This is a genomic window from Pseudonocardia kujensis (genome assembly GCF_021283305.1).
Lineage (GTDB): Bacteria > Actinomycetota > Actinomycetes > Mycobacteriales > Pseudonocardiaceae > Pseudonocardia > Pseudonocardia kujensis.
Genome location: NZ_JAJSOK010000015.1, coordinates 1 through 22,230, shown reverse-complemented (window position 1 = coordinate 22,230; position 22,230 = coordinate 1). Strand labels below are relative to the sequence as shown.

The window sequence follows — 22,230 nt, the reverse complement described above, 5'->3', positions numbered from 1 at the left end:
GCTTCACCCCGGCCCGCCGCGGCGAGCGCGGCGAGCACCGTCGACGGTACGGCCGCACCCCTCCCGTGCGCGCGTCGAAATGCCCGGACCTGCGACGACGTCCCCGGGCGGGGCCGGCCTCAGCAGCGCGGGGCGGGCCCCGGACCGGCGGACATCCGCTGGATGCGACGCAGGACGTCCGTGCTCGGGAAGCACCCCTCGCGCGACTTCTCGATGAGCACCTCGACGTACTCGGGCACCATGTGCGCCGGGATGGACTCCTCGATGAGGTCGAGCTGCGTCCCGCTGGGGAACGGGTCCTGGCGCACCGTGTCGAGCAGGAAGCCGATGAACATCTCACGCGGGTGCGGGCGCGCGCCGTCGCCGTCGCCGCCGTCGTCGCTGCCCCGGCGCTGCGTGGTCGGCCGGTCGGTCGAGGTCATGGTCGCTCCCCGTGGGTCCGTCGGTCCGGGCGCATCACCCGATCGGGGTTCGGGTTCCCGGCCGGCCCCGTTCCTAACCGTCCGTCACGGGCCTTCGGGGCCGTCGCCCCGCAGCTCCTCGGAGTAGGCCACGGGATGGTCCTGGCCGCGCTCGGTGAACCACTCGTTGAGCGCCGCCGCGACCACGTCGTGCTCGGCCCAGGTGGGCTCGCGGCGCAGCTCCAGGATCTCGCGCAGCTCGTCCTCGCCCAGCATCCCGCCGAGGGCCACCTGCGCCGTCCAGAGGTCGCGCAGGCTGAGCTCGCACAGCGCGAAGCCCGCGCGCAGCGCCGGCGCCGGCGCCGACCGCATGGTCTCCGCCGCCCGTGCCCGGTCTCCCCCGTCGTCGCTCATCCCGGCCACACCGCCCGGATTGCCGGCGGGCGCCTCGCCCAACCGTCCGGGCCGCGGCGGGGCCCCGTCCGGGGGCTCACCCGCGGTCCTCGGTCAGGCCCTCGCGCAACCGCGTCAGGGTGCGCGCCAGCAGGCGGGAGACGTGCATCTGCGAGATGCCGAAGTGCTCGGCGATCTGGGTCTGCGTCCGGTCGCCGAAGAAGCGCAGGGTGAGGATGCCGCGCTCGCGCTCGGGCAGCTCGGCGATCAGCGGGCGCAGTGCCTCGCGGTTCTCCACCTTCTCGAGGTTGCGGTCGAGGTCGCCGAGGCCGTCGACGACGCCGGTGCCGGGCTCGTCGCCCGCCACCGCCTCCAGCGGGGTGCTGTGCTGGTTGGCCTTGGCGGTGAGCGCCTCGACGACCTCGCCGACGTCGACGCCCAGGTGCCGGGCCAGCTCGCTCGGCTTCGGGGCCCGGCCGAGCCGGTGCGACAGCGGGCCGGTGGCCCGGGTGATCTCGACGCTGAGCTCCTTGAGCCGCCGCGGCACCCGCACCGACCAGGTGCGGTCGCGGAAGTAGCGCAGGATCTCGCCGCGCACCGACGGGATGAGGAAGCCGAGGAACTCGCCCTGGGCCCGCTCGGGGTCCCACCGGTCGACCGCGTTGATCAGGCCCACCGTGCCCACCTGCACCAGGTCCTCCTGGCCGCCGCGGTAGCCGGCGCCGTGCCGCCTGGCGAGGTTCCGCACCACGGGCAGGAAGGCGACGATCAGCTCGGACCGCAGCCGCGCCCGCTCCGGCGAGCCCTCCGGGAGGGCCGCGAAGCGCCGCAGCCGCGGCATCTCGTCGGCGTACTCGCTGGGCCGGGTGAGCTGCGGGTCCGGGTCGTGGCCGGACTCCGGAAGGGCGTGCACGGACACGGGCGCTCCTTGCCAGGATCGGGGTCGGGCGGGCCGGAGCGGTGGACCGCGCCCGGGCCGCCCGACGGGGACCCGGACGTCGTCGCGGCACTCGGGGGCCGGCTCGCCGGTAGGGGCCGTCGGCTCGACCCTCGTGATCCGCGGGTCCCACCCGGGCAGGAGTGCCAAACACCCGGTGGTCCGGGTCACAGCGGGGGCGCGGGCTGCCCCGTCCGGCGGCACCACGACACGGCCGCGCGCCGTACCGTCGGCCGATGGCGGTGGGACCGGGCGTGGGTGGACGCGCTGCCCGACGCCGACGCGCACGGCCCGGAGGAGCCCGTGTTCGCGCCGTCCGCCGCCGAGGTGGCCGCCCGCGCGGCGGCCTGGCGCGCACGTCGTGGAGGCGCGGCGAGCGGGTTCAGGCCGCCGGGTCGTCCAGCGCGGCACCGAGGGTGGGGGCGAGGCGCAGGACCTGGTCCATCGCGGTGAGGGCCACGGGCCGCAGCACCGCCTTGTTCCCCGCGCCGGTCACCACGACGAGCGCGGCCGACCGGTCACGCGCCGCGCCGTCGAGATCGGCCAGGACCGCCAGCCCGTGCGAGCCGAGGTAGGTCAGGCCCGAGAGGTCGAGGACCAGCCGCACACCGCGGCCCAGACACGGCTCCGCGGCCCGGCGCACGGCGCCGGCCTGCGCGACGTCGATCTCGCCGGCGACCGCCAGGACCACCGTGCCCCGCGCCGGCTCGGCCGCCCGCACCCGCACCCCGTCGACCCGTGCCCCGGCCACCCGGAGGTCGACCTCCCGCCACTCGAACGTGCTCACCGGGGTGTCAGCGCGGCGGGGGCCGGAGGCGTTACATCACGGGGGCAGGACGGAGGCGACGGTCACGACGCGCCCGCGGAGTGCACCGCGAAGGCGGTGGGGCGACGGCGCCCGCGAGCCGCCCGATCGGGCGGCTCCGGGCCGCGCCCGGGCTCCCGGCCTGCGGTCGGTCGGACGCCCGGGTAGCGTCCGCCGCGGCGCCCGGCGCCGGGGTGAAACAGTCCGCCCGTCGAACCGCACGACCCACGACGGAGGGAGCACACCACGTGACCGTCGGGCCCCGAGCCGACCGACCCGTCCCGTCGTGCCGGTCGTACCCGCGGCGTGCCCGGTGACGGCCGGGCTGCGCACGCCGCCGGCCGGCGGGACCGGGGACGCCGAGCGCCCCGACGAGGTGCCGCCGGACAGCGAGTACGTCGACCTCATGCCCCGCCTGTACGCCTATGCGGAGCTCGATCCGGCCGATCCCCGGCGGGGCGCGCTGCGCGACGAGCTCGTCCTCGGCTTCCTCCCGGTGGCCCGGCACCTGGCCAAGAAGCACGGCCGCGGTTACCCCGGCGGGCTCGACGACCTGGTTCAGGTCGCGACCGTGGGCCTGATCGCGGCGATCGACCGCTGGGACCCCGAGCGCGCCCAGGGCGAGTTCCTCGGCTACCTCATCCCCTGCGTGCGCGGGGAGATCCTGCGCTACTTCCGCGACCGCACCTGGAGCATGCGGGTGCCGCGCCGGCTCAAGGAGCTGGGCGTGGCGATCCGCCGCGCGACCGGGCCGCTGTCCCAGCAGCTCGGCCGGGCACCGAAACCCAGCGAGCTCGCCGCGCACCTGGGCGCCGGGGTCGAGGAGGTCATCGAGGCCCTCGACGCACAGGCGAACCAGAGCGCCGGCTCGCTCGACGCCGTCGCGGGCGACGAGGAGGGCGACACCCCGCTGGCCGACCGGCTCGGCGAGCTGGACCGCGAGCTCGACCTCGTCGAGTACCGCGACGCGCTCCGCCCGCTGCTCGACCGGCTCCCGGAGCGGGAGCGCACCATCCTCATGCTGCGCTTCTTCGGCGAGATGACCCAGACGCAGATCGCCGAACGGGTCGGCATCTCCCAGATGCACGTGTCCCGGCTGCTCTCGCGGACGCTCGCCGAGCTCCGCCGCGGGCTGCTCGACGACCGGCCGCCCGCCGCCGAGCCGCCGGCCGACCCTGCAGGTCCGACCGGCCCGTCCGGCCCGGCCGGCCCGGTCAGCCGCGCACGGGTGCCGCGGCCGGTTCCAGCGCCGCGGTCTCGCCCCGGTGCAGCACCCGCAGCCCCGCCGACAGGCCGCGGTCGTACAGCTCCTGGGTGAAGTGGCTCAACGGGGAGCGGAACACGTCGTAGTCGTCGTAGTGCACGGGGATCGTGGTGCCGGGGCGGAACGCCTCGACCAGGTCCGCGCCCTGCCGTGCGTCCATCGTCACCAGGACCCCGGCGACCCGCGTCCCGCCCAGGTGCGCGACGAGGACGTCGGGCGGCCCGAAGCGCTCGTGGACACGGTGCAGGAAGGGCCGCATCAGGGTGTCGCCGGTCTGGTAGAGGCGCAGGACCGTGCGTCCGTCCCGTTCGAGCTCCAGCACCGCGCCCATCACGGGCGGCAGCGCGCGGTGCACCAGGGCGGGACCGTGCTGCCCGGGCACCGCGGTCACGCGCAGCACGGCGTCGCCGCGCGCGGTCTCCCAGCTCTCCCAGGTCCGCAGTCCCTCCGCGGCCCGGAACCCCTGCCGCCGCAGCCGGCGCTCCGCGTGCGGGGTGGTCACGATCGGCACGGACTGCGGGAGCCCGCGCCGCGCGCGCCGGTCGAAGTGGTCGCCGTGCAGGTGGGACAGGACGACGGCGTCGAGCGGCGGCAGCTCGTCGGGCCCCAGGGCCGGTTCGGTGCGGCGCTTGCTGGTGAGGCCGTGGCCCAGATAGGCCCGCTCGCCCCGATGCAGGAAGTTGGGGTCCGTGAGGACGGTGAAGGGGCCGAGCCGCTGCAGCGTCGTCGCCGTGCCGACGAAGGTCAGCGACGAGCCGTCGGGCGTGAGGTCCGCAGGTGCAGCCATCCCGGGGCGGTACCCCGCCTCCGCGCGACCACTCCCCGGGGCCGGGGCGCGCATGTCGAGGGCCGGACGGCGGGAGGTGGTGTGACGGCGTGCGTGCGCAGCGCCGTGCTCCCGTCGCCCGGCCCGGTGGGTGATCCGATCTCATCCGCGTGTGGTCTCGCTGGGTGTGCCCTCCTCTCGGTCGTGGTGGACGGTGAAGGTTCGTCGACCGTCCGGTGCCCGTGGTGGCGGACCGTCCGGCCGGTGCGGGAACGAGGTCTCGGACGGGTCAGCGGGGGGCGGCGCCGCTCCCCGCGAGTGCGGCCCGGCGGGGCCGGTCGTCGGCGAGCTCCTCCGGGTCGTCGGGGCTGACGACGCCGTCGAGGGCCGTGCCGGGGCCGGCGCCGGCGAAGGCGGTGAAGCCGAAGCGGACCTCGCCGGCGCCGACGGCGTGGTCGGGATGGGGCGCGTGGCGCACGTGCGAGGTGTCGGCACGGACGACGCCGGCCGCGTCGGCCGCGTCGAGCCGCGCGAGCAGCCGCGCCAGGGCCACCGGCGCGTCGGTCGGCGGCGTGGCGGTCTGGGTGAGCGTGCGGTGCAGCGGTTCGGTGCGCCAGCCCCCGCGGTCACCGCTGCCCACCGGCACGGGGACGGTGACGGTGAGCAGCCAGTGGGCCGGCTTCCCGGTCAGTGCCGGGGTCGGGTGCACGGTGATCTCGGTGGCCTGGTCGGCCCGGACGAGGCTGCCGTCGTGCAGTTGCAGCCAGACGGAGGCGAGGCTCACGGGGGCTCCTGGGGTGCAGCGGGGCTCGGCGTGACGTGCGGAGGGGCGGAGGGCAGGGGCGGGCCCGCAACCGCGCGGGTGCAGACGGCACCCGCGCGGCGCGGCGCCGACGGGGGCGGCGACCGCTCGCGGGGCAGGGCGTGGGGGATCCCGGCGCGTCCGCGCACGGCGGGGGTCCCGCCGAGGTCGCGTGCGCTCATCGGGCTCACCTGCGTTCTGCTCCGAGGAGAGCCGGCCGGGCCCGGTCGACCCGGTCGGACGGACGGTCAGGCGTCGATCTCGCGGCGCCCCGGATCGTTCGCGGTGGAGATGGTGATGGTACGCGGCTTGGCCCTCTCCGCGACAGGGATGCGGAGGGTGAGGACGCCGGAGTCGTAGGCGGCGTCGATGTGCTCGGTGTCGAGCGTGTCGCCGAGGAACAGCTGGCGCGAGTAGACGCCCAGGGGCCGCTCGGAGACCTGCATCTCGACGTGCTCGTCGTGCAGCGTCGGGCGGCGCTCCGCCTTGACGGTGAGCACGTTGCGCTCCACGGAGAGCTCGACGGCCGAGGGGTCGACGCCGGGGAGGTCGAACTCGACGACGAACTCGTCGCCGTGGCGGTAGGCGTCCATCGGCATGGCGGCCGGGCGGGACCACGTCCCGGGGGCCGCTCCGAGGGCCTGCTGGGCGAGGCGGTCGATCTCGCGGAACGGGTCGGTACGCATCAGCATCGCGGGTCGCTCCTTCCTGGTCGGCACTGGTCGGCGATGCCACCCGACCGGAACCTGTGGGCTCCGATCGGAATATCTGCATTGTGCACTACAGGTTCGAGCCGTGCAAGGGTTCCCTCCGCGGGACCGCTGCGCTCTCAGCCCTCCCGGACGGTGACGACCTCGCCCAGCCCGACGAGCCGGATCGCCTTGCGGACCGGGGAGCCGGCGGGCACCACGACCTCGAGGCCGACCTGCAGCAGCTCGAGGCGGTTCGCGAGGGTGAACAGGGTGCGAATCCCCGCGCTGTCGAGATAGGTCAGCCCGCCGAGGTCGAGGACCACCGACCGGGCGCGGTTGGTGATCACGTCCTGCAGGCGCTGCTCGACGGCGTCGGCGTTGTCCAGGTCGACCTCTCCGCCGAGGGAGATCTCCCACCGGCCGGGCTCGGGTTCGCGCGCGTCGATGCTCACCTCGGTCACGACTTCCTCCCCAGGGTCTTCTCCAGCACGACCCGGGTACCGGTCGCGTCCCGGTCGACGTGGACCTCGTCCACGAGCCCGTGCATCAGGGTGGTGCCGCGCCCGCGGTTGACCCCGCGCGCCTCGCGCCAGGCGCCGGTGTCCCGGACCGTCGCGCTCACCCGCCGCCCGTGCATCTCGAGGTGCACCTCGAGCAGCCCGCCACCCGGCCCGTAGGCGTGCTCCACGACGTTGGCGCACGCCTCCCCCACGGCCAGGACCAGGTCGGACACCTCCTCAGCGGAGGCGCCGACCGAGCCGAGGTAGCTGCGCAGGGCCTGCCGCACGGCACGCAGCGACCGCGGCTCCGCCGGCTCGGCCAGCCGCAACGGCGCCGTGCCGTCGTCGCCCGGCCGGGCCACGACCAGCAGGGCCACGTCGTCGGCGGAGGTCTCGTTGCCGATGAGCCGACCCATGATCCGGGCACAGAGCTGCTCGGCGGGACCGGGGATCACGGCCTCGGTGAGGCGTTGCAGCCCGACGTCGAGCGACTCGCGCCGGCGCTCCACCAGGCCGTCCGTGTAGAGCACCAGGCAGGACCCGACGGGCAGGTCGACGGCGTGGACGTGCCGCCGCCGCACCGGCGCCAGACCGATCGGCGGGTCGGGGTCGACCTCGACCAGCTCGCCGCGCTCCCCCGGGGTCCCGCGGACCGGCGGCGGGTGCCCGGCCGAGGCCACCCACGCCACGCTCTGGTCGACCTCGACCACCGCGCACAGCACGGTCGCCATCACGTCCCGCTCGAAGTGCTGGACCTGCACGTCGAGCTTGCGCAGCAGCTCCGCCGGGTCCTCGGTCAGCAGGGCGTAGGCGCGCACGGCGCTGCGCAGCCGGCCCATCGCGACCGACGCCGGCAGCCCACGCCCCACGACGTCGCCCACCACCACGCACAGCCGGCCCGAGGGCAGGCCGAACACGTCGTACCAGTCGCCCCCGATCTCGCCGCCGCCGCCGGGCACGTACCGGGCGGCCAGCTCCAGGCCGGGCACCGACGGCAGCGCTCCCGGCAGCAGGCTGCGCTGCAGCGCCGCGGCGGCCGTGCGTTCGGCCTGGGTCATCCGGGCGCGGGTCGCCAGCGCGATCCGGTCCGCGGCCAGCTGGAGCAGCTCCGCGTCCTCGCCGTCGAACGCCCGCGGGACCAGGGTGCCGACGTGCAGCACACCGATGACGTCGCCCCCCACCAGCAGCGGGACGCCGAGCAGCGACCGGATCCCCTTCTCCCGCAGGATCGGGTTCATCACGTTCGAGTGGTCGACCTCGTCGATGATCACCGGCCGCCGCTCCGCGGCGATCCGCCCGGCGAAGCCCTTGCCGATCGGGATCCGCACCCCCTGGCGGGTCTCCTCCTCCAGCCCGCGGGTGGCCGTGGCGACCAGGAACGTGGCCGACGGGTCGAGCAGCAGCACCGCGGTCGTGTCGACCTCGAGCAGGTCCCGGACGCGCTCGAGCACCTCGGCCAGCATCTCGTCGACCCCGAGCCGGGCGAGCTCGGTGTCCGTGAGGGTCTGGATCCGGCGGAGCCGGTCACCGGTCGTGTGGGAGCCGATGTCCGTGGTCGCTCCGCTCTCGGCGGGTCGCACCATCGAAGTCTAGTGCCGGTCGGCGGTGGTCCTGGTGCCCGGCACCGGCCTGCGCTCGAGCGGGCGGACGGCGGGGCCCTCGAGGACCGCGCCGTCGACGTCGAACCGGGAGCCGTGGCACGGGCAGTCCCAGCTGCGCTCGGCCCCGTTGAACCGCAGCAGGCAGCCCAGGTGCGTGCAGCGCACGGAGACCGCGTGCAGGCCGCCGTCGGGGTCGCGGTAGACGCCGGTGCGGTCCGTACCCGAACGGACGATGCGCCCCTCCCCCGCCCGGATCTCGGCCGCCGACCCGGCCTCCCCCGGCCGCAGCCGGTCGCCGACGAGGTCGAGCGCGACCTTCGCGTTGGTGCGGGCCAGGGTCGGCAACCCGCGCGGGCTGACCCGGTGCGGGGTGAACACGGGCGAGCCCGGCCCGCCCGCGAGCTGCTCGGCGAGCAGGGCCCCCGCCATGCTGCCGCCGGAGAGCCCCCACTTGGAGTAGCCGGCGGCGACGAACACCCGGGAGGAGACCGGTGTGTACGTGCCGACCATCGGGGTGTGGTCGTACGGCAGGGCATCCTGCGCCGACCAGCGGTGTGTGACCGCCTCGACGGTGAAATGGCGGCGCAGGAACTCCTCGAGAAGGCCGTAGCGGCCGGGGTCGACACCCCGCTCGCCGGCGGCGTGGTCCTGGCCGCAGAGGATCACCTGGTCGCTGAGGGAGCGGAAGGACCAGCTCGGCGAGCCGGCGGTGATCGACATCGAGCGCGGCGGGCCGCCGCGGACCCGCGCCGCCACGCAGTAGGCCCGCTTCGCCTCCATCCGCGCGAAGTAGCCGCCGCGGTCCCACACCGGGTAGTGCGTCGCGACGACGACCTGCTCGCCGGTGAGCGTGCCCCGCGTCGTCTCGACCCGGACCGGGTTCCCCTCCGCGAGCGCGACCGCGCGGGTGCGCTCGAACACCGCCGAGCCGCCGCCGTGCACCGCCGCCGCCAGCCCCCGGGCGTACCGGACAGGGTGCAGCTCGACCTGGCCGGCCAGCCGGACCGCCCCGGCGACCGGGAAGGGCAGGTCGGTCTCCTCCGTCCACTCCACCGGCAGCGCCGCCGCGCGCGCCGCCTCGAACTCCTGCTCCACGGATCGCAGCTCGGAACGGTCGGCCGCGACGGTGCAGGCCTCCCTGCGGCGCAGGTCGCAGTCGATCCCCAGCTCCTCCGCCGTGGCCGCCACCAGCTCGACGCCACGCAGGCTGTGCTCGGCGTAGGCGGCCGCCGTCTCCTCGCCCCGCACCGACCGGATCCGGGACAGCATCGTGGCCTGCAGGGCGGTCACCTTCGCGGTGTTGTTGCCGGTCGCGCCGGAGGCCACCCGGTCCGCCTCGACCACCGCGACCCGCGCGCCGCGCTCCTTGAGCAGGTACGCCGTGGTCAGCCCGGTGATCCCGGCGCCGAGGACGAGCACGTCGAAGTGCCGCTCGGTCGTCGGTCCGGTGTAGCGGACGCCGCCGCGGTCGGCGAGCCAGGGCGAGCCGGTCTCGGTGGTGGTGGGCACGGGTCGCTCCGCGCGCGGGTGATCGGCCACCTGGGTGCCGTACCCGCGTCCGCCCGACCCGACACGCGCTCCGCCCGCCGGACCCGTCCCGTGTCCGGTCGGCGTCGCCGGGTAGTGCCCGTGTGCGACGGAGGGGCGACGGAGGGGCGACGAAGGGAGCGGGACGATGGTGGGGACGACGGGTACGGACCGCGCGGTCACGGGCCGGGCGGCGCGGCGCAACGCCCTCGCGGGGGTGCTGCTGGGGCTCGGCGTGGTGGCGTTCGCCGACGAGACCGTGTTCCACCAGCTGCTGCACTGGCACCACTTCTACGACCGGGCGGGCTCGGCCGCGGGGCTGGTCTCCGACGGGTTGTTCCATGCCTTCGGCTGGGCCGCCACCGTCGCCGCCCTGTTCCTGATCGCCGCGCTGCGCCGCGACCGCGCGGCCCGGCCGCTGCGGGTGGTCGGCGGGGCGCTGGCGGGCGGCGGCGCGTTCCAGCTCTACGACGGGCTCGTCCAGCACAAGCTGCTGGGGCTGCACCAGATCCGCTACGTGCCCGACGTGCTGGTCTACGACGTCGTGTGGAACGTCCTGGCCGCCGTCCTGCTGGTCGCGGGGCTCGTCCTGCTGGTCCGCACCCGGGAGCGGGGCGCGTGACCGGGCACGAGCTCGCGGGACCGGTCGGTGCCGCCGCGGCCGGGCTCTACCTGGCCGCGGTCCTGGGCCGTCCCTGGCCTCCCGCGCGGACGGCCTGCTGGCTCGGCGGGGTCGCGGCGGCCGTGCTCGGCGCCTCGCCGACCGGGCACGGCGACTTCCGCGCGCACGTCGCCGGGCACCTGCTGCTCGGCATGCTCGCCCCGCTGCTGCTGGTGCGCGCCGCACCGGTCACGCTCGCGCTGCGGACCCTGCCGGTGGGCCGCGCCCGCGGGCTGGCCCGGCTGCTGCGGTCCGCCCCGGCCCGCGGGCTCACGCACCCCGTCGTCGCCGCGGTGCTCGACGTCGGCGGGCTGTGGGTGCTGCTGCGCACCGGGCTGCCCGCGCCGGCCGACCCGGTCGTCCACCTGCTCGTCGCCGTGCACATGCTGCTGGCCGGCGCCCTGTTCGCCGCCGCGCTGGTGAGCCCCGACCCGGCGCCGCACCGGGCGCGCCTCGGCCTCCGCGCGGCGGTGCTGGTCGCGGCCGTCGCCGCCCACGACGTCCTCGCCAAGACCGTCCACGCCGACCCGCCGCCGGGCGTCCCCGCGGCGGCGGCGCGGGCCGGTGCCGAGCTGCTGTACTACGGCGGTCTGCCCGTCGAGCTGGCGCTGATGGTGCTGCTCGGCGCCGAGTGGTGGGCGCGGGACCGCCGGGCCGCGCTCAGGCCGGCCCGAGCCGCCAGCTCATCGTGACGGTCGTGCCGTCCGCGCGGTGCACGGTGGCGCTCGCGTCGGCCAGCACGCCGATCAACGGCCGGCCGCGCCCGCGCAGGGACTCCCGCGGGTCCGGCGGCTTCCACCGTCCCTCGTCGGCCACCGTCACCGTCAGCTCGCCCACGCCGCACCGGGCCGTGACCTCGACCGGTCCGCCCTCCCCGGGCGGGTAGGCGTGCTCGGCGGAGTTCGCCATCGCCTCGTACGCGGCGAGCACGACGTCCTCCTGCCGCTCCTCCGGCAGCCCGGTCCCCGCCGCCCAGCCGGCCAGCGACCGGCGCAGCCCGACCAGCCGCTCCGCCGTCGCCCAGAGGCGGACGTGGAAATCCCGGCCCCCGGACGCCCCCGACGTCCGGTCGTCGCCGCCCCGCGTGGGTCTCACCCCGCCTCCCCGGTGCGGTACACGGAGATCAGGGCGACGTCGTCGTCGTGCGTGCCGCCGGTCAGCCGCTCGACCAGACCGTCGCAGGCCTCGCCGGTCAACGGTCGGGGCAGCTCGGCGAGCGCCTCGAGCAGCCACTCCAGGCCCTGCGTGACGTCCCGGGAGCGGCTCTCCACCAACCCGTCGGTGTAGAGGAACAGGTCGTCGCCCCGCCGGAACTCCGCGGTGCGCTCGGGGAACGTCGCGCCGACGCCGAGCGGCTGGGCCATCGCCTCGCCGAGCTGCTCGATGCTGCCGTCGGCGCGGAGCAGGAGGGCGGGCAGGTGGCCGGCGTTGGCGTAGACCAGCCCGTCGTCCGGCATGAGCACGGCGTAGAAGCAGGTGACGAAGGTGGACCCGGCGACGCTGCCGAGCAGGGCGGAGACGTGTCGCAGCACCTCCGACGGCGGCAGCCCGAGCAGGGCGTAGGAGCGGATCGCGGTGCGGACCTGCCCCATGACGGTGGCGGCGGTGACCCCGTGCCCCACGACGTCGCCGATCACGAAGGCCGTCGCGCCGGACTCCCTGTCCGACGCCGTGCCGGACGCCGTGCCGGATACTGTGCCCGGCTCCAGGCGGATGACGTCGAACCAGTCGCCGCCGATCTTCGGCCCGGTCGCCGCGGGCAGGTAGCGGGTGACCAGCTCCAGGCCCGGGACCGCGGGTGCCTCCGGCAGCATGCTGCGCGACAGCTCGCGGGCGAAGTTGCGCTCCCGCTCGTACAGCCGGGCGTTGTCCAGGGCGATCGCCGAGTAGCCCGCGATGCCCTCCGCCACGTACTCGTGGCGCCCGGTGAAGCGGCCGCGCTCGGGGTGGCCGAAGAAGAAGCCGCCCAGCACCTCGCCGCTCGTCGGGCTGATCACGGACACCGCGAGGTAGCTGCGCACGGGCAGGTGGCCCTCCGGCATGCCGTGGTAGGGGGCGTTGCGGCCGAAGCGCGGGTCGGCGGTGATGTCGTCGCTGCGGACCGTGCCCCTGCCGTCGAAGGTCGGGGCGAACACCTCGGTGTTGCGCGGCATCGGGAACCGCGCGAAGGCCTCCCGCGGCACCCCGGACAGCGTGTAGAGCGTGTAGGACTCGCCGAACTGGTTGACGAGGTTGTAGAAGAACGCGCCGAACGCGGCCCCGACCGCCGTGGTCGCCGCGTCCGTGGCCTCCTGCACGATGCGGTCGATGTCGAGCTGGGCGGTCAGCCGCCGGCCCACCGAGTGCAGCGCGTCGATCACCGCCGCCTCGGTGCGCAGGGCGCCCACCGCACGGCGGAGCCCGCCGGTCGCCGCCCCGACGGCCTCGGCCGCGAGCAGGTGCGAGCGGCCCACCGGGGCCCGGGCGACCAGCGCGACGGCCGCGGCCGCCGGGTCACCGCTCCCGTCGCCGTCGTGCGTGCCGTCGCCGTCGAGCACCACGAGGGCGGCCGTCGCGCCCGGGAGCAGCGCGGCGAGCTGGGCGTCGTCGGGCACCAGGACGACCTCGCCGTCCTCCCGGTGCAGGCCGGCGAGCTCGGCGGGGGTGAGCGCCCGCCGCTCGACGGGCACGGGCCGCCCGTCCGGCGCGGTGAACACCGTGGTGAGGGCGACCCACAGGGCGTCGGTCTCGGGGCCCACCCCGTCGGTCCCGCTCGTCCCGACGCTCATCGGCGGCTCATCCCGCCGCGAGCGCGTCGGCGAGGGTGGGGTGGATCGCGAGCTCGTCCGTGAGCCGGGTCAGCTCGAGCGGGCGCAGGACGAGCCGCCCGGTCGCGACGACGCGGACCGGGACCTCGCCGCGCAGCTGCCGGTTGGCGCGGACGAGCTCGGCCATGCCCGCCGACGCCAGGAAGGTCACCCCGGTCAGGTCGATCACCAGCAGGGCGGGACGCAGCCGCGCGGCGCGCTCCACCGTGCGCTGCAGCCTGGGCGCGAGCGCGAGGTCGAGCGCACCGCTGACGGCGAGCACGACGCCCTCCGGCACCTCGTCGAGGCCTACGGAGCCCGCCGGCTCGTCGTCGAACGGGCCGCCGGCCACCCGCTCGGGTCGGACCATGCGCTCATCCTCCCGTGCCGCGGCCGCGGGCACGACCCGGGATCGCCGGGGGGAGGACGTCGTGCGCCGGGAGGGCCGGCGGTCAGCGGGCGATCAGCCGGCGCCCGGTCAGGCGGGCGAGCGGCATGCCGATCGTGTGCCCGGGCCGGCTCGGGGGCCAGGGCGCGCGCAGCTGCCGGACGAGCTCGGACAGCCGTGAGCGATCGGTGACCTCGTAGGCCTGCCCGACGCCGAGGACGCTCCAGCCGGTGTGGTCCTCGGCGTCGATCCGGTCCACCTGGAAGGCGACGACCGCCCCGCGGGTCGCCGCGATCAACGTCGCCCCGCCCGCGGAGCGGAAGACGATCTCCTCGCCGTCCAGCACGTAGCTGACGGGGTGGGCGGCCGGCATGGCGCCCTCGGTGTAGATCACCCGTCCGAGGTCGGCGGTCGCCAGCAGCCGCAGGCACTCGGCACGGTCGATCTCCACGAGATCGGCCCTGCCGTCCGACACGGCTGTGGAGGGGTCCGGCACATCAGCGATTCTCGCTACCGACCGATCGTGCGGCAGGGGCCGAAAGCCCTTACTTGGCCTTGGGTGACCTCGGTCACAAGCCGTGCCTGCGGTCCCCCGCCACCAGCGCCGCGACCCGCTGGTCCGAGCCCGCCCCGCCCTCTGCGTGGCGAGTGCGAGGGCCTCGCGGGACGCTCCGGCCGTCGGCGAGCCGCACCGCGACGAGCCGGTCGTCGACGACCTCCAGCGACTCGACCCGGCCGTGCACGACGGCCGCGTCGCGCGCGGCCAGCTGCTCCGCCGCCTCGTCCGTCAGGGGCGCCGCCGCGTGGGCGACCTCGCCGGTCAGCACCTCGCCGCCGTACCCGCGGACCTCCGCCCGGCCCCCGCTCCGGGGGCGACAGTGCGCGTGGCACGGCGCCAGCGGCAGGTTCCCTTGCCGCCTCGGCAAGGAAGTGGGCGCAGCCGCGCGGGCGTCACGGCTCCCGTTCAGCCCGCCTCGGCCAGTGGGGCGAGCGGGGTCGCCGCGGCGTGCTCGCCGGGGCAGCGCTGGACGCGAAGCCGGCGGCGGAAGCGGAAGCGGTTGTGCGGGAAGGGGTGGCCGCGCTCGTCGAGCACCTTCACGTGCCCGCAGGCACCGCACCGGCCGTAGCCGACCGGAGCACCCGTCCCGTGGTGGGGCGTCGACTCCTCACGCATCGGCACCGTCCCCGTGCAGCGACTCGAGGGCGCGGAGGGTGGGCGGGTCTGCGAAGGGCGTCGCGGGACGCTCGGGGCGCGTCGCACTCGCGGGCGGCACGGCGGGTTCGGGGGCGGCCGTGGTCGAGAACGGGGCAGGACTGCGGTGGCGGTCGACGGGCATCGCGAACCTCCGGTGAGGACGGGCGGGTGGCGGACCGGCGCGTCGCGGTTCTCCACCCGGCACTCGACATATCTCCATCGTGCGGTACAGATATCTGTAGTGCAAGATGCAGATTGAGCGCCACGGATCGTGTCGGCCACGGGCTACCCGATCGACGCCTGAACGCACTCCGCCACGGGAACGCGACCGGTGGACACGAGGAAGGAGCAGTCGTAGGTGTGGTGGCCGCCCCGATCCGGCCCGGCCGATCGGCGATCTCCGGCCGCCGACCGGACGTGCACGTCATCGCCGTCGAGGGGGTGCTCGACCCGGTCGTCGCCACCCGCCTCGTCCGGCTGGTCGACGCGCGGACCCGGCTCCGCCACGTCGGCAGCGCGTCGACGCGGCACATTGTCCTGGACCTGAGCGCGGTCGAACCGGCCGACGCGTCCGCCGTCGAGACGCTCGCCCCCGCGGCTCGCACCGCGGCACGCCACGGACTGGGCCTGCACCTCGTGGGGTTCGACGCGGTCGCGGGGCACCTTGCCCTGCCCGCGCGACAGCTCGTGGGACGGATGAGCCGCTACCCGACCCTGGACACCGCTCTGCGCGCCCTCTGACCCCGTCGTCCGCTGTCACGCTGGATCCACGACGCACCCGAGAGCGCCCTGCGAAGGCGTCATGCTCCACCACGCACCCGAAGGCTGCCTCTCATGGGTCCTGAGCGCGTCATGGCTCCATAACGCGCCAGAAGGCCCCGCCCGAGAGCGCTATGGATCCATAACGCCTCAGAAGGCCACCACTGAGGGCGTTATGGCTCCATAACGCTCTCCAAGGACCACCTCTGCACGCGTTATGGATCCATGACGGGGCGGAAGGTCGCTTCTGAGAGCGTTATGGATCCAAAACGGGGCACAAGACCGCCTCCGGGCTCAGGAGGGCGCGGTCCTCGCGTCCACCCGCTCCCGCTGCGGGACCACGACGTACTTCGGGTCCTTCGTGGAGGCCACGCCCGCCTCGAACACGCCGAAGCGCTGCAGCGCACTGCCCGCGAGCAGGGCGATGCCCGAGGCCGCGGCGCCGGCCCGGCTCCGGTGGGCGACCAGGAGCGTCCCGGCGAGACCCGCCGCCGTCAACGCCTCCGAGGCCTTCCGCAGCCGGCCGACGTGCCCCTCCCGGTACACCTCGCCGACGAGGCCGAGCCGGTGCTCCATCACGCGCGCCGCCACGATCTCGCCCGCCGCCCCGACCGCTGCGAACACCCGCGCGGGGCCCGCCTCGGCGACCGGCGCACAGAGCATGCCGAAGCCGCCCCCGCTGGCCGCCGCGGACCCGACGAAGACGAAGGGCAGCTCGTCGCGCACCTCGTTCCACCCGGGAACGGCGGTGTGCGACAACAGGACCGCGGTGTACGACGCCACCCCGGGGGCCGTCGCGGCTGCGCTGACCCCCAGTGGCCGAGCCAGCCGGCCCAGCAGCCGGGCCGGCCAGGTGCCACGCCACCGGCGGGGCACCACCTCGGCGACGGCGGCCGCGCCCGCACCGGCGCCGAACGCGCTGAGGATCCACGTCCCCACGCTCATCGGCGAGGTCGGCTTGAGCACCCGCAGCATGTGGTGGAAGCGCGCGGGCCGGCCCAGGTCCGAGACCAGGAAGTACAGGCTCGCCAGCAGCCCGCCCAGGGAGCCGAGCCGGCTCGACCGTCGCAGCGCGGGCCGCCCGGTGAGGTCGGCGCCCGCGGCGACGACCGACGCGCCCGCGGCCAGCCCACCGCAGAACAGGTAGGCCGCGATCTTCCACTCCCATACCGGCGCCTTGAGCACCGGCCGCCCGTAGTACGAGCGGAACTCCGCCTCGGGCACGACGGTCGGTTCCCCACGACCGCCACGACCACCACCTCCACGACCGGCACCGCGACCACCACCGCGACCGCCACCGCGACGACGGGGCCGCCGGCCGATGCCCTGGAACATCTCCGCGGACCGCGCGGCGCTGCCGCCCGCGTCGCTGGGCAGCTCCGCCGGATCGGGCCCGGTCACCGCCGACCTCCCGCCAGGAACGCCGCCGCGCCCGCCAGCAGGAACGCCGCCGCTGCCTGGCCCGCCCGCTTCCACATCGAGGGCGCGTCCCGGGTCGGGACGTGCGGGTCCGGCGGCAGGCCGTACACCTCCGGCTCGTCGAGCAGGAGGAAGAACGCGCCGTCGCCGCCGACGCCGTCGTCCGGGTCGCGCCCGTACAGCCGCGCCTCGGACACCCCGAGGTCGTGCAGCTGGGCGAGCCTGCGGTCGGCGCGCTCGCGCAGCTCGTCGAGCTCGCCGAACTGGATGGAGTCGGTCGGGCACGCCTTGGCGCAGGCCGGCTCCAGGCCGTCGCCGAGGCGGTCGTAGCAGAGTGTGCACTTGTTGGCCCGGCCGTCGTGCTGCCGCCGGTCGATCACGCCGTAGGGGCAGCCGGAGACGCAGTACCCGCAGCCGTTGCAGAGGTCCTGCTGCACCACCACCGTGCCGAACTCGGTACGGAACAGCGCGCCGGTCGGGCAGACGTCGAGGCAGCCGGCGTGCGTGCAGTGCTTGCAGACGTCCGATGCCATCAGCCACCGGAAGTCGGTCCGGCTCTCGGGCCCGGTGAGGTCCCCCGGCCGGGAGAAGCCGGGCATGCCCAGCTCCTGCGGCTCCGGGCCGCCCGGCGGGAGCGGGTTCGTGCCCAGCTCCGATCCGCCGCGCGGCGCGGCCTCGAGCCGCGGCTCGACCGCGCCCGCCGTCTCCGGGATCCCGCTCGGGCCGGTGGGCAGGCCCGCGAACGCGGGGTCCTGGTGCGCCGTCCGCCGCGGCTGCTCGACGAACGCGACGTGCCGCCACGAGTCCGCCCCGAGCATCCCGGTGTTGTCGAAGGACATGCCGAGCAGGTCGAGGCCGTCCTCGGGGACCGCGTTCCACTCCTTGCAGGCCACCTCGCACGCCTTGCAGCCGATGCACACCGAGGTGTCGGTGAAGAAGCCGACGCGCGGTGGGTGCTCCACGTGCCCGGCGTCACCCGCCACGTCGTCGAGCGGCCCGTACAGCCGGTTCATGAACCCTCCTCGGTGTGCGCCACGCCGGGGGCCGTGGCGATCCGGGTCCCCGTCTCCACGGTGATCCCGGCGGCGGCCCGCACCTCGTCGAGCAGGGCCCGCAGCGCCGGTCCGCGCGGGCGCGGGCCGGGCCGGACGTCGCAGGTCGCGACCTTGCTCTCCTGGATGAACACGTTGGAGTCCTCGACCACGCCGAACAGGTCGTTGACGACGTCGCCGGACACCAGACCGGTGTGTCCGAAGTGGTACGGCAGCCAGACCTGGTGCACCACGCGACCGTCGATCCGCAGCGGTGCCATCCGGTCCGTCACCACCACCCGGGCCTGCACCGCCGAACGGCTCGTGACGACGTGCGCGTCGCCGAGGTGCGTGAGCCCGCGCTCGCGGGCGAGCTCCGGCGACACCTCCACGAACAGCGCGGGCTGCAGCTCGGACAGGTACGGCAGCTGCCGGCTCATCCCGCCCGCCGTGTGGTGCTCCGTCAGCCGTGCCGCGGTGAGGACGTACGGGAAGACCTCGCTGCCCGCCTCGGGCGGCGCCGGGTTCGACGGGTTGTCCGGCCGGCCGTACACCTTGCGCGTCGGGTTGCCCTGCTGCCCGTACAACGGGTTGCGCACCGGCGACTCGTGCGGCTCGTAGTGGGTGGGCAGCGGCCCGTCGAGCAGGCCGTGCGGGGCGAACAGCCAGGCCTTCCCGTCGGGCTGCATGATGAACGGGTCGTCGCCGGACAGGGCCTCGGGGCCGGTCGCGTCCTCGGGCGGCCGGTGCCCCGGCGGGGTGTTCCGCGGGAAGTCGGGGATGTCGTAGCCGGTCCATGCGCCCTCGTCCGCGTCCCACCAGACGAGCTTCTTCCGCTCGCTCCAGGGCCGGCCCTCCGGGTCCGCGGAGGCCCGGTTGTAGAGCACTCGCCGGTTCATCGGCCACGTCCAGCCCCACTCGGCGTCGTAGGGCCCCTGCTCGGTGTGCGATTTGCGGCGGGCGGCCTGGTTGACGCCCTCGGCGTAGACGCCGCTGTAGATCCAGCACCCGCAGGAGGTGCTGCCGTCGGCCTTGAGCCCCAGGTAGTCCGGCAGCAGGTCGCCGGTGGTGAGGTCGTACCCGTTGATCCGCCGCAGCACGTCGTCCGCGGACGGCTCGACCCACTCCCCGGTGCCGTCGTGGCCACCCTCGGTCGCGTAGTCCCACGCCAGGTTCAGCATCGGCTGGTCCCGCTCCCGGGTGGACCCGGCCAGCCGCTCCCGGACCAACCGGCCCAGGTGGTAGGCGAACCACAGCTCGGAGCGCCGGTCCCCGCTCGGCTCCACGGCCTTCGTGCGCCACTGCAGCATCCGCTGGGTCTGGGTGAACGTGCCCTCCTTCTCCACGTGCGAGGCCGCGGGCATCAGGAACACCTCGGTGCGGCACCGCTCGGGGACGATCTCCCCGGTCTCGATCTCCGGCGAGTCCCGCCAGAAGGTCGCCGTCTCGATCTCGTTGAGGTCCCGCACGACCAGCCAGTCCAGGTTGGCCATGCCGAGCCGCTGGAGCCTGCCGTGCGCGGAGCCGACGGCGGGGTTCTGGCCGAGGACGAAGTAGCCGGACACCTTGCCGTCGATCATGTCCATGACCGTGCGGTAGGTGCCGTGGTCGCCGTCGATCCGCGGCAGCCAGTCGAAGCCGAAGTCGTTCTCCGGCGTGGCCGCGTCGCCGAAGTACTCCTTGAGCAGGGAGACCATGTAGGCGTCGACGTCGTAGCCGTAGCCCTTGTGCCCGCCCGTGCGCTGGTCGGCCATCCACGCGTCCAGGTCGGTGTGCGCCACGTTCGGCATCGCCAGATATCCGGGCAGCAGGTTGAACAGCGTCGGGATGTCCGTGGAGCCCTGGATGCTCGCATGGCCGCGCAGCGCGAACACGCCGCCACCGGGACGGCCGATGTTGCCCAGCAGCAGCTGGAGGATGGCACCCGCGCGGATGTACTGCGCGCCCACGCTGTGCTGGGTCCAACCCACGCTGTAGACCAGCGCGGTGGTCCGGTCGCGGTTCGAGTTCGTCGTCCAGGCGCGGCAGACGTCGAGGAACTGCTCCTGCGGCGTGCCGCAGACCCGCTCCACCATCTCGGGCGTGTAGCGGGCGAAGTGTCGCTTGAGGACCTGGAAGACGCACCGCGGGTGTTGCAGCGTGGGGTCCCGCTCGGCGAGGTGCGCCCCGGCGACGCCGGCGCCGCTCGCCCCCGCCTGGAACGGCTCGCTGAAGGTCTTGGCGCGGCTGCCGTCGTCGTCCCGGGGCGGCTCCGTGCCCTCGTAGTACCAGCTGTCGCGCTCGTAGGCGCCGGTCCGCGGGTCGTAGCCGGAGAACAGCCCGTCGAGGTCCTCGGTGTCGGCGAAGTCCTCGCTCACCAGGAACGACGCGTTCGTGTACGCCGCGACGTACTCGCGGAAGTCGAGGTCGTTGTCCAGGACGTACCGGATCACGCCGCCGAGGAAGGCGATGTCCGAACCCGCGCGGATCGGGACGTAGGTGTCCGCGACCGCGCTGGTGCGGGTGAAGCGCGGGTCGATGTGGATCACCCGGGCGCCGCGGCCCTTCGCCTCCATCACCCACTGGAACCCGACCGGATGGGCCTCGGCCATGTTCGAGCCCATGATGACGATGCAGTCGGAGTTCACCAGGTCCTGCTGGTAGTCCGTCGCCCCGCCGCGACCGAAGGAGGTCCCCAGACCGGGAACCGTGGCGGAGTGTCAAATACGGGCCTGGTTCTCGATCTGGATCGCGCCCATGGCCGTGAACAGCTTCTTGAGGAGGTAGTTCTCCTCGTTGTCCAGCGTGGCGCCGCCGAGGGCGGCCAGCCCGACGGTCCGGTTCAGCCGCCTGCCCTGCGCGTCGCGCTCCTGCCAGCCGCGCTCGCGCGCCGCGACGACCCGGTCGGCGATCATCTCCATCGCCTCGTGCAGGTCCAGCTCGGTCCACTCGGTGGCGTACGGCGCCCGGTAGCGGACCTTGTCCAGCCGCTGCGGGCCGGTCACGAGCTGCAGGCTCGCGGAACCCTTGGGGCACAGGCGACCGCGTGAGATCGGGGAGTCCGGGTCGCCCTCGATCTGCACGACCTCCTCGTCGCGCACGTAGACCTTCTGCGCGCAGCCCACGGCGCAGAACGGGCACACCGACCCGGCCACACGGTCGGCAGAGGCGGTCCGCGGGCGCAGGCCGACGTGCCGCGGCGACTGCGCGGCGGCGCCCCGCCCGAGCCGGTCGGCGCCCGTGAGCTGCCGGTACACCGGCCACGACCCCAACGGCGTCGAGGCCCCGATCGACCCGAGCCACGTCCGCACGCCCATGCGGTCCCCCTTCGTCCTCCCGCGTCACTACCCGTGTCGCCCCGGCCGAAACAGTCGCGCGGATCTTCCCGGGGCCACCCGATCGGCAGCCCGCGACGGCGGCTGGGCCGTCCGGGTGATTGGTCGACGACGGGCCGTCGGTCGCGTGTCCCCGGATCCGGCTCGGGTACCGCCCCGGCCATCTCCGAACGGAAGGAGCGGGCAGTGACGGAGAGCACCAGCGAGACCGTCCGAACCGAGGGCGCCGAGGTCGGACGCACCGCCGCCGAGGCGGGCGGCCAGGTCGTCGGTACGGCTGCGGACGAGGCGCGCCACGTCGCCGGCGAGGCCCGCCGGCAGGCCAGGGACCTCCTCGGCCAGGCGCGCGGCCGGTTGCAGGAGCAGGCGGGTTCGACGCAGCGTCAGGCCGCCGACGGCGTGCGCGACGTCGCCGACCAGCTCCGGCAGATGGCGGGGTCGGCCGACGGTGGACCCGTGGCCGACCTGGCGCAGGAGGCCGCGGACCGGGCCGAGCGCTTCGCGTCCTGGCTGCGCGCCCGCGCGCCGGGCGCCCGGGTCGAGGAGGTCCGCCGGGTGGCCCGCCGCCGCCCGGGTGCCTTCCTCGCCGGCGCCGCCCTGGCCGGGGTCCTGGTCGGACGGCTGACGCGCGGCGTCGTCGAGCACGAGAAGGACGGAGCGGGCCCGGCCGGTGGCGCGCCCTCGCCGTATCCGCGGGAACTCCCTGCCGCGCGGGGTGTGCCCCCGGGCTACGGCGCGGCGCAAGGCGTGCCGGCGGGCTACGGGGTGGCCGGGCAGGGCATGCCCGCGGCCCCGCCGCCGCCCCCGCCCGTGACCCCCGGCCCGGGCTCCACCCCGCCCGTGCCGCCGGGACCGGCCACGATCGGGCAGGGCCCGCCGCCCGGTCCGTCGCCCGTGGCGCCCACCCCGCCGGCCGGCGGTCCGCGCGTGCCCCCGCCCGCGGGGGCCGGACCCGCGCACGCGCCGCGAGCGGGGTCGACCACCGGCGG

Annotated in this window: 25 protein-coding genes; 5 read left to right on the top strand and 20 right to left on the bottom strand. The window is 75.5% G+C overall.

Annotated elements, in window-relative coordinates:
• Positions 1 to 119 precede the first annotated feature (119 nt).
• The 4 genes from LWC35_RS13095 to LWC35_RS13080 all read right to left on the bottom strand — a co-directional run bounded on the left by LWC35_RS13095 (position 120) and on the right by LWC35_RS13080 (position 2,518).
• Positions 120 to 422: a hypothetical protein gene (locus LWC35_RS13095; protein ID WP_232870368.1), complete on the bottom strand. Its 303-nt coding sequence runs from the start codon at positions 420 to 422 to the stop codon at positions 120 to 122.
• An 84-nt stretch (positions 423 to 506) separates the two neighbouring features.
• Positions 507 to 815: a hypothetical protein gene (locus tag LWC35_RS13090; protein ID WP_232870367.1), complete on the bottom strand. Its 309-nt coding sequence runs from the start codon at positions 813 to 815 to the stop codon at positions 507 to 509.
• A gap of 76 nt (positions 816 to 891) precedes the next feature.
• Positions 892 to 1,707: a SigB/SigF/SigG family RNA polymerase sigma factor gene (locus LWC35_RS13085; protein ID WP_372463040.1), complete on the bottom strand. Its 816-nt coding sequence runs from the start codon at positions 1,705 to 1,707 to the stop codon at positions 892 to 894.
• Positions 1,708 to 2,113: 406 nt separating this feature from the next.
• A complete protein-coding gene (locus LWC35_RS13080) occupies positions 2,114 to 2,518 on the bottom strand; it encodes an STAS domain-containing protein (RefSeq protein WP_232870365.1) in 405 nt (134 codons plus the stop codon).
• Positions 2,519 to 2,822: 304 nt separating this feature from the next.
• Here LWC35_RS13080 and LWC35_RS13075 point away from each other — a divergent pair, with 304 nt between their 5' ends.
• The gene (locus LWC35_RS13075; RefSeq protein ID WP_232870364.1) at positions 2,823 to 3,854 is read left to right on the top strand and encodes a SigB/SigF/SigG family RNA polymerase sigma factor; all 1,032 of its coding nucleotides are present in this window, start codon (positions 2,823 to 2,825) and stop codon (positions 3,852 to 3,854) included.
• Here the strand turns inward: LWC35_RS13075 and LWC35_RS13070 are convergent.
• The 7 genes from LWC35_RS13070 to LWC35_RS13040 form a co-directional block, all read right to left on the bottom strand.
• The gene (locus LWC35_RS13070; RefSeq protein ID WP_232870363.1) at positions 3,751 to 4,587 is read right to left on the bottom strand and encodes an MBL fold metallo-hydrolase; all 837 of its coding nucleotides are present in this window, start codon (positions 4,585 to 4,587) and stop codon (positions 3,751 to 3,753) included. The genes LWC35_RS13075 and LWC35_RS13070 overlap by 104 nt on opposite strands.
• Before the next feature lie 268 nt (positions 4,588 to 4,855).
• Complete coding sequence (locus LWC35_RS13065) at positions 4,856 to 5,350, bottom strand: hypothetical protein (RefSeq protein ID WP_232870362.1); 495 nt, start codon at positions 5,348 to 5,350, stop codon at positions 4,856 to 4,858.
• Positions 5,347 to 5,550, bottom strand: a complete 204-nt coding sequence (locus LWC35_RS13060) for a hypothetical protein (RefSeq protein WP_232870361.1) — start codon at positions 5,548 to 5,550, stop codon at positions 5,347 to 5,349. The genes LWC35_RS13065 and LWC35_RS13060 overlap by 4 nt, the downstream gene beginning before the upstream one ends.
• Positions 5,551 to 5,616: 66 nt before the next feature.
• Positions 5,617 to 6,060, bottom strand: coding sequence for an Hsp20/alpha crystallin family protein (locus LWC35_RS13055; protein WP_232870360.1), 444 nt, complete (start codon positions 6,058 to 6,060; stop codon positions 5,617 to 5,619).
• Between the two features lie 137 nt (positions 6,061 to 6,197).
• Entirely contained in the window at positions 6,198 to 6,521 is a 324-nt protein-coding gene (locus tag LWC35_RS13050) for an STAS domain-containing protein (RefSeq protein ID WP_232870359.1), read from the bottom strand.
• The gene (locus LWC35_RS13045; RefSeq protein ID WP_232870358.1) at positions 6,518 to 8,143 is read right to left on the bottom strand and encodes an ATP-binding SpoIIE family protein phosphatase; all 1,626 of its coding nucleotides are present in this window, start codon (positions 8,141 to 8,143) and stop codon (positions 6,518 to 6,520) included. The genes LWC35_RS13050 and LWC35_RS13045 overlap by 4 nt, the downstream gene beginning before the upstream one ends.
• 6 nt (positions 8,144 to 8,149) lie before the next feature.
• Positions 8,150 to 9,670, bottom strand: a complete 1,521-nt coding sequence (locus LWC35_RS13040; protein WP_232870357.1) for an FAD-dependent oxidoreductase — start codon at positions 9,668 to 9,670, stop codon at positions 8,150 to 8,152.
• A gap of 166 nt (positions 9,671 to 9,836) precedes the next feature.
• Between LWC35_RS13040 and LWC35_RS13035 the strand changes: the two genes are divergently transcribed.
• Together LWC35_RS13035 and LWC35_RS13030 are read left to right on the top strand one after the other, a co-directional pair.
• A complete protein-coding gene (locus LWC35_RS13035; RefSeq protein WP_232870356.1) occupies positions 9,837 to 10,310 on the top strand; it encodes a DUF2243 domain-containing protein in 474 nt (157 codons plus the stop codon).
• Positions 10,307 to 11,041: a cytochrome c oxidase assembly protein gene (locus LWC35_RS13030; RefSeq protein ID WP_232870355.1), complete on the top strand. Its 735-nt coding sequence runs from the start codon at positions 10,307 to 10,309 to the stop codon at positions 11,039 to 11,041. The genes LWC35_RS13035 and LWC35_RS13030 overlap by 4 nt, the downstream gene beginning before the upstream one ends.
• Here LWC35_RS13030 and LWC35_RS13025 read toward each other — a convergent pair.
• The 6 genes from LWC35_RS13025 to LWC35_RS13000 all read right to left on the bottom strand — a co-directional run bounded on the left by LWC35_RS13025 (position 11,010) and on the right by LWC35_RS13000 (position 14,697).
• Entirely contained in the window at positions 11,010 to 11,444 is a 435-nt protein-coding gene (locus LWC35_RS13025; protein WP_232870354.1) for an ATP-binding protein, read from the bottom strand. The two genes, LWC35_RS13030 and LWC35_RS13025, sit on opposite strands and share 32 nt — an antisense overlap.
• Positions 11,441 to 13,117 carry a PP2C family protein-serine/threonine phosphatase gene (locus LWC35_RS13020; RefSeq protein WP_232870353.1) on the bottom strand — a complete coding sequence of 559 codons (1,677 nt, stop codon included), beginning with the start codon at positions 13,115 to 13,117 and terminating at the stop codon, positions 11,441 to 11,443. The genes LWC35_RS13025 and LWC35_RS13020 overlap by 4 nt, the downstream gene beginning before the upstream one ends.
• A gap of 7 nt (positions 13,118 to 13,124) precedes the next feature.
• Positions 13,125 to 13,505 carry an STAS domain-containing protein gene (locus LWC35_RS13015; RefSeq protein ID WP_232870352.1) on the bottom strand — a complete coding sequence of 127 codons (381 nt, stop codon included), beginning with the start codon at positions 13,503 to 13,505 and terminating at the stop codon, positions 13,125 to 13,127.
• Positions 13,506 to 13,587: 82 nt separating this feature from the next.
• Positions 13,588 to 14,019, bottom strand: coding sequence for a pyridoxamine 5'-phosphate oxidase family protein (locus LWC35_RS13010; RefSeq protein ID WP_232870351.1), 432 nt, complete (start codon positions 14,017 to 14,019; stop codon positions 13,588 to 13,590).
• A 73-nt stretch (positions 14,020 to 14,092) separates the two neighbouring features.
• Positions 14,093 to 14,350: a hypothetical protein gene (locus LWC35_RS13005; protein ID WP_232870350.1), complete on the bottom strand. Its 258-nt coding sequence runs from the start codon at positions 14,348 to 14,350 to the stop codon at positions 14,093 to 14,095.
• Positions 14,351 to 14,487: 137 nt separating this feature from the next.
• Positions 14,488 to 14,697 carry a hypothetical protein gene (locus LWC35_RS13000; RefSeq protein ID WP_232870349.1) on the bottom strand — a complete coding sequence of 70 codons (210 nt, stop codon included), beginning with the start codon at positions 14,695 to 14,697 and terminating at the stop codon, positions 14,488 to 14,490.
• A 384-nt stretch (positions 14,698 to 15,081) separates the two neighbouring features.
• Here LWC35_RS13000 and LWC35_RS12995 point away from each other — a divergent pair, with 384 nt between their 5' ends.
• Complete coding sequence (locus LWC35_RS12995; RefSeq protein WP_232870348.1) at positions 15,082 to 15,459, top strand: STAS domain-containing protein; 378 nt, start codon at positions 15,082 to 15,084, stop codon at positions 15,457 to 15,459.
• Positions 15,460 to 15,771: 312 nt separating this feature from the next.
• Here LWC35_RS12995 and nrfD read toward each other — a convergent pair whose 3' ends face one another.
• The 3 genes from nrfD to fdh all read right to left on the bottom strand — a co-directional run bounded on the left by nrfD (position 15,772) and on the right by fdh (position 21,223).
• Complete coding sequence (gene nrfD / locus LWC35_RS12990; RefSeq protein ID WP_232870476.1) at positions 15,772 to 16,812, bottom strand: NrfD/PsrC family molybdoenzyme membrane anchor subunit; 1,041 nt, start codon at positions 16,810 to 16,812, stop codon at positions 15,772 to 15,774.
• Between the two features lie 62 nt (positions 16,813 to 16,874).
• Positions 16,875 to 17,909, bottom strand: a complete 1,035-nt coding sequence (locus LWC35_RS12985) for a 4Fe-4S dicluster domain-containing protein (protein WP_232870347.1) — start codon at positions 17,907 to 17,909, stop codon at positions 16,875 to 16,877.
• Entirely contained in the window at positions 17,906 to 21,223 is a 3,318-nt protein-coding gene (gene fdh / locus LWC35_RS12980; RefSeq protein WP_232870346.1) for a formate dehydrogenase, read from the bottom strand. The genes LWC35_RS12985 and fdh overlap by 4 nt, the downstream gene beginning before the upstream one ends.
• Before the next feature lie 204 nt (positions 21,224 to 21,427).
• Here fdh and LWC35_RS12975 point away from each other — a divergent pair.
• A partial coding sequence (locus tag LWC35_RS12975; RefSeq protein ID WP_232870345.1) for a hypothetical protein occupies positions 21,428 to 22,230 on the top strand: 803 nt, incomplete at its 3' end.

Bases quoted from the DNA above. Each gene is read 5' to 3' on its own strand.
- LWC35_RS13015 (WP_232870352.1), bottom strand. From the start codon at position 13,505: ATGGTCCGACCCGAGCGGGTGGCCGGCGGCCCGTTCGACGACGAGCCG.
- LWC35_RS13055 (WP_232870360.1), bottom strand. From the start codon at position 6,060: ATGCTGATGCGTACCGACCCGTTCCGCGAGATCGACCGCCTCGCCCAG.
- LWC35_RS13060 (WP_232870361.1), bottom strand. From the start codon at position 5,550: ATGAGCGCACGCGACCTCGGCGGGACCCCCGCCGTGCGCGGACGCGCC.
- LWC35_RS13020 (WP_232870353.1), bottom strand. From the start codon at position 13,117: ATGAGCGTCGGGACGAGCGGGACCGACGGGGTGGGCCCCGAGACCGAC.
- LWC35_RS13000 (WP_232870349.1), bottom strand. From the start codon at position 14,697: ATGCGTGAGGAGTCGACGCCCCACCACGGGACGGGTGCTCCGGTCGGC.
- LWC35_RS13090 (WP_232870367.1), bottom strand. From the start codon at position 815: ATGAGCGACGACGGGGGAGACCGGGCACGGGCGGCGGAGACCATGCGG.
- LWC35_RS13035 (WP_232870356.1), top strand. From the start codon at position 9,837: ATGGTGGGGACGACGGGTACGGACCGCGCGGTCACGGGCCGGGCGGCG.
- LWC35_RS13070 (WP_232870363.1), bottom strand. From the start codon at position 4,587: ATGGCTGCACCTGCGGACCTCACGCCCGACGGCTCGTCGCTGACCTTC.
- nrfD (WP_232870476.1), bottom strand. From the start codon at position 16,812: ATGTTCCAGGGCATCGGCCGGCGGCCCCGTCGTCGCGGTGGCGGTCGC.
- LWC35_RS13095 (WP_232870368.1), bottom strand. From the start codon at position 422: ATGACCTCGACCGACCGGCCGACCACGCAGCGCCGGGGCAGCGACGAC.
- LWC35_RS13045 (WP_232870358.1), bottom strand. From the start codon at position 8,143: ATGGTGCGACCCGCCGAGAGCGGAGCGACCACGGACATCGGCTCCCAC.
- LWC35_RS12985 (WP_232870347.1), bottom strand. From the start codon at position 17,909: ATGAACCGGCTGTACGGGCCGCTCGACGACGTGGCGGGTGACGCCGGG.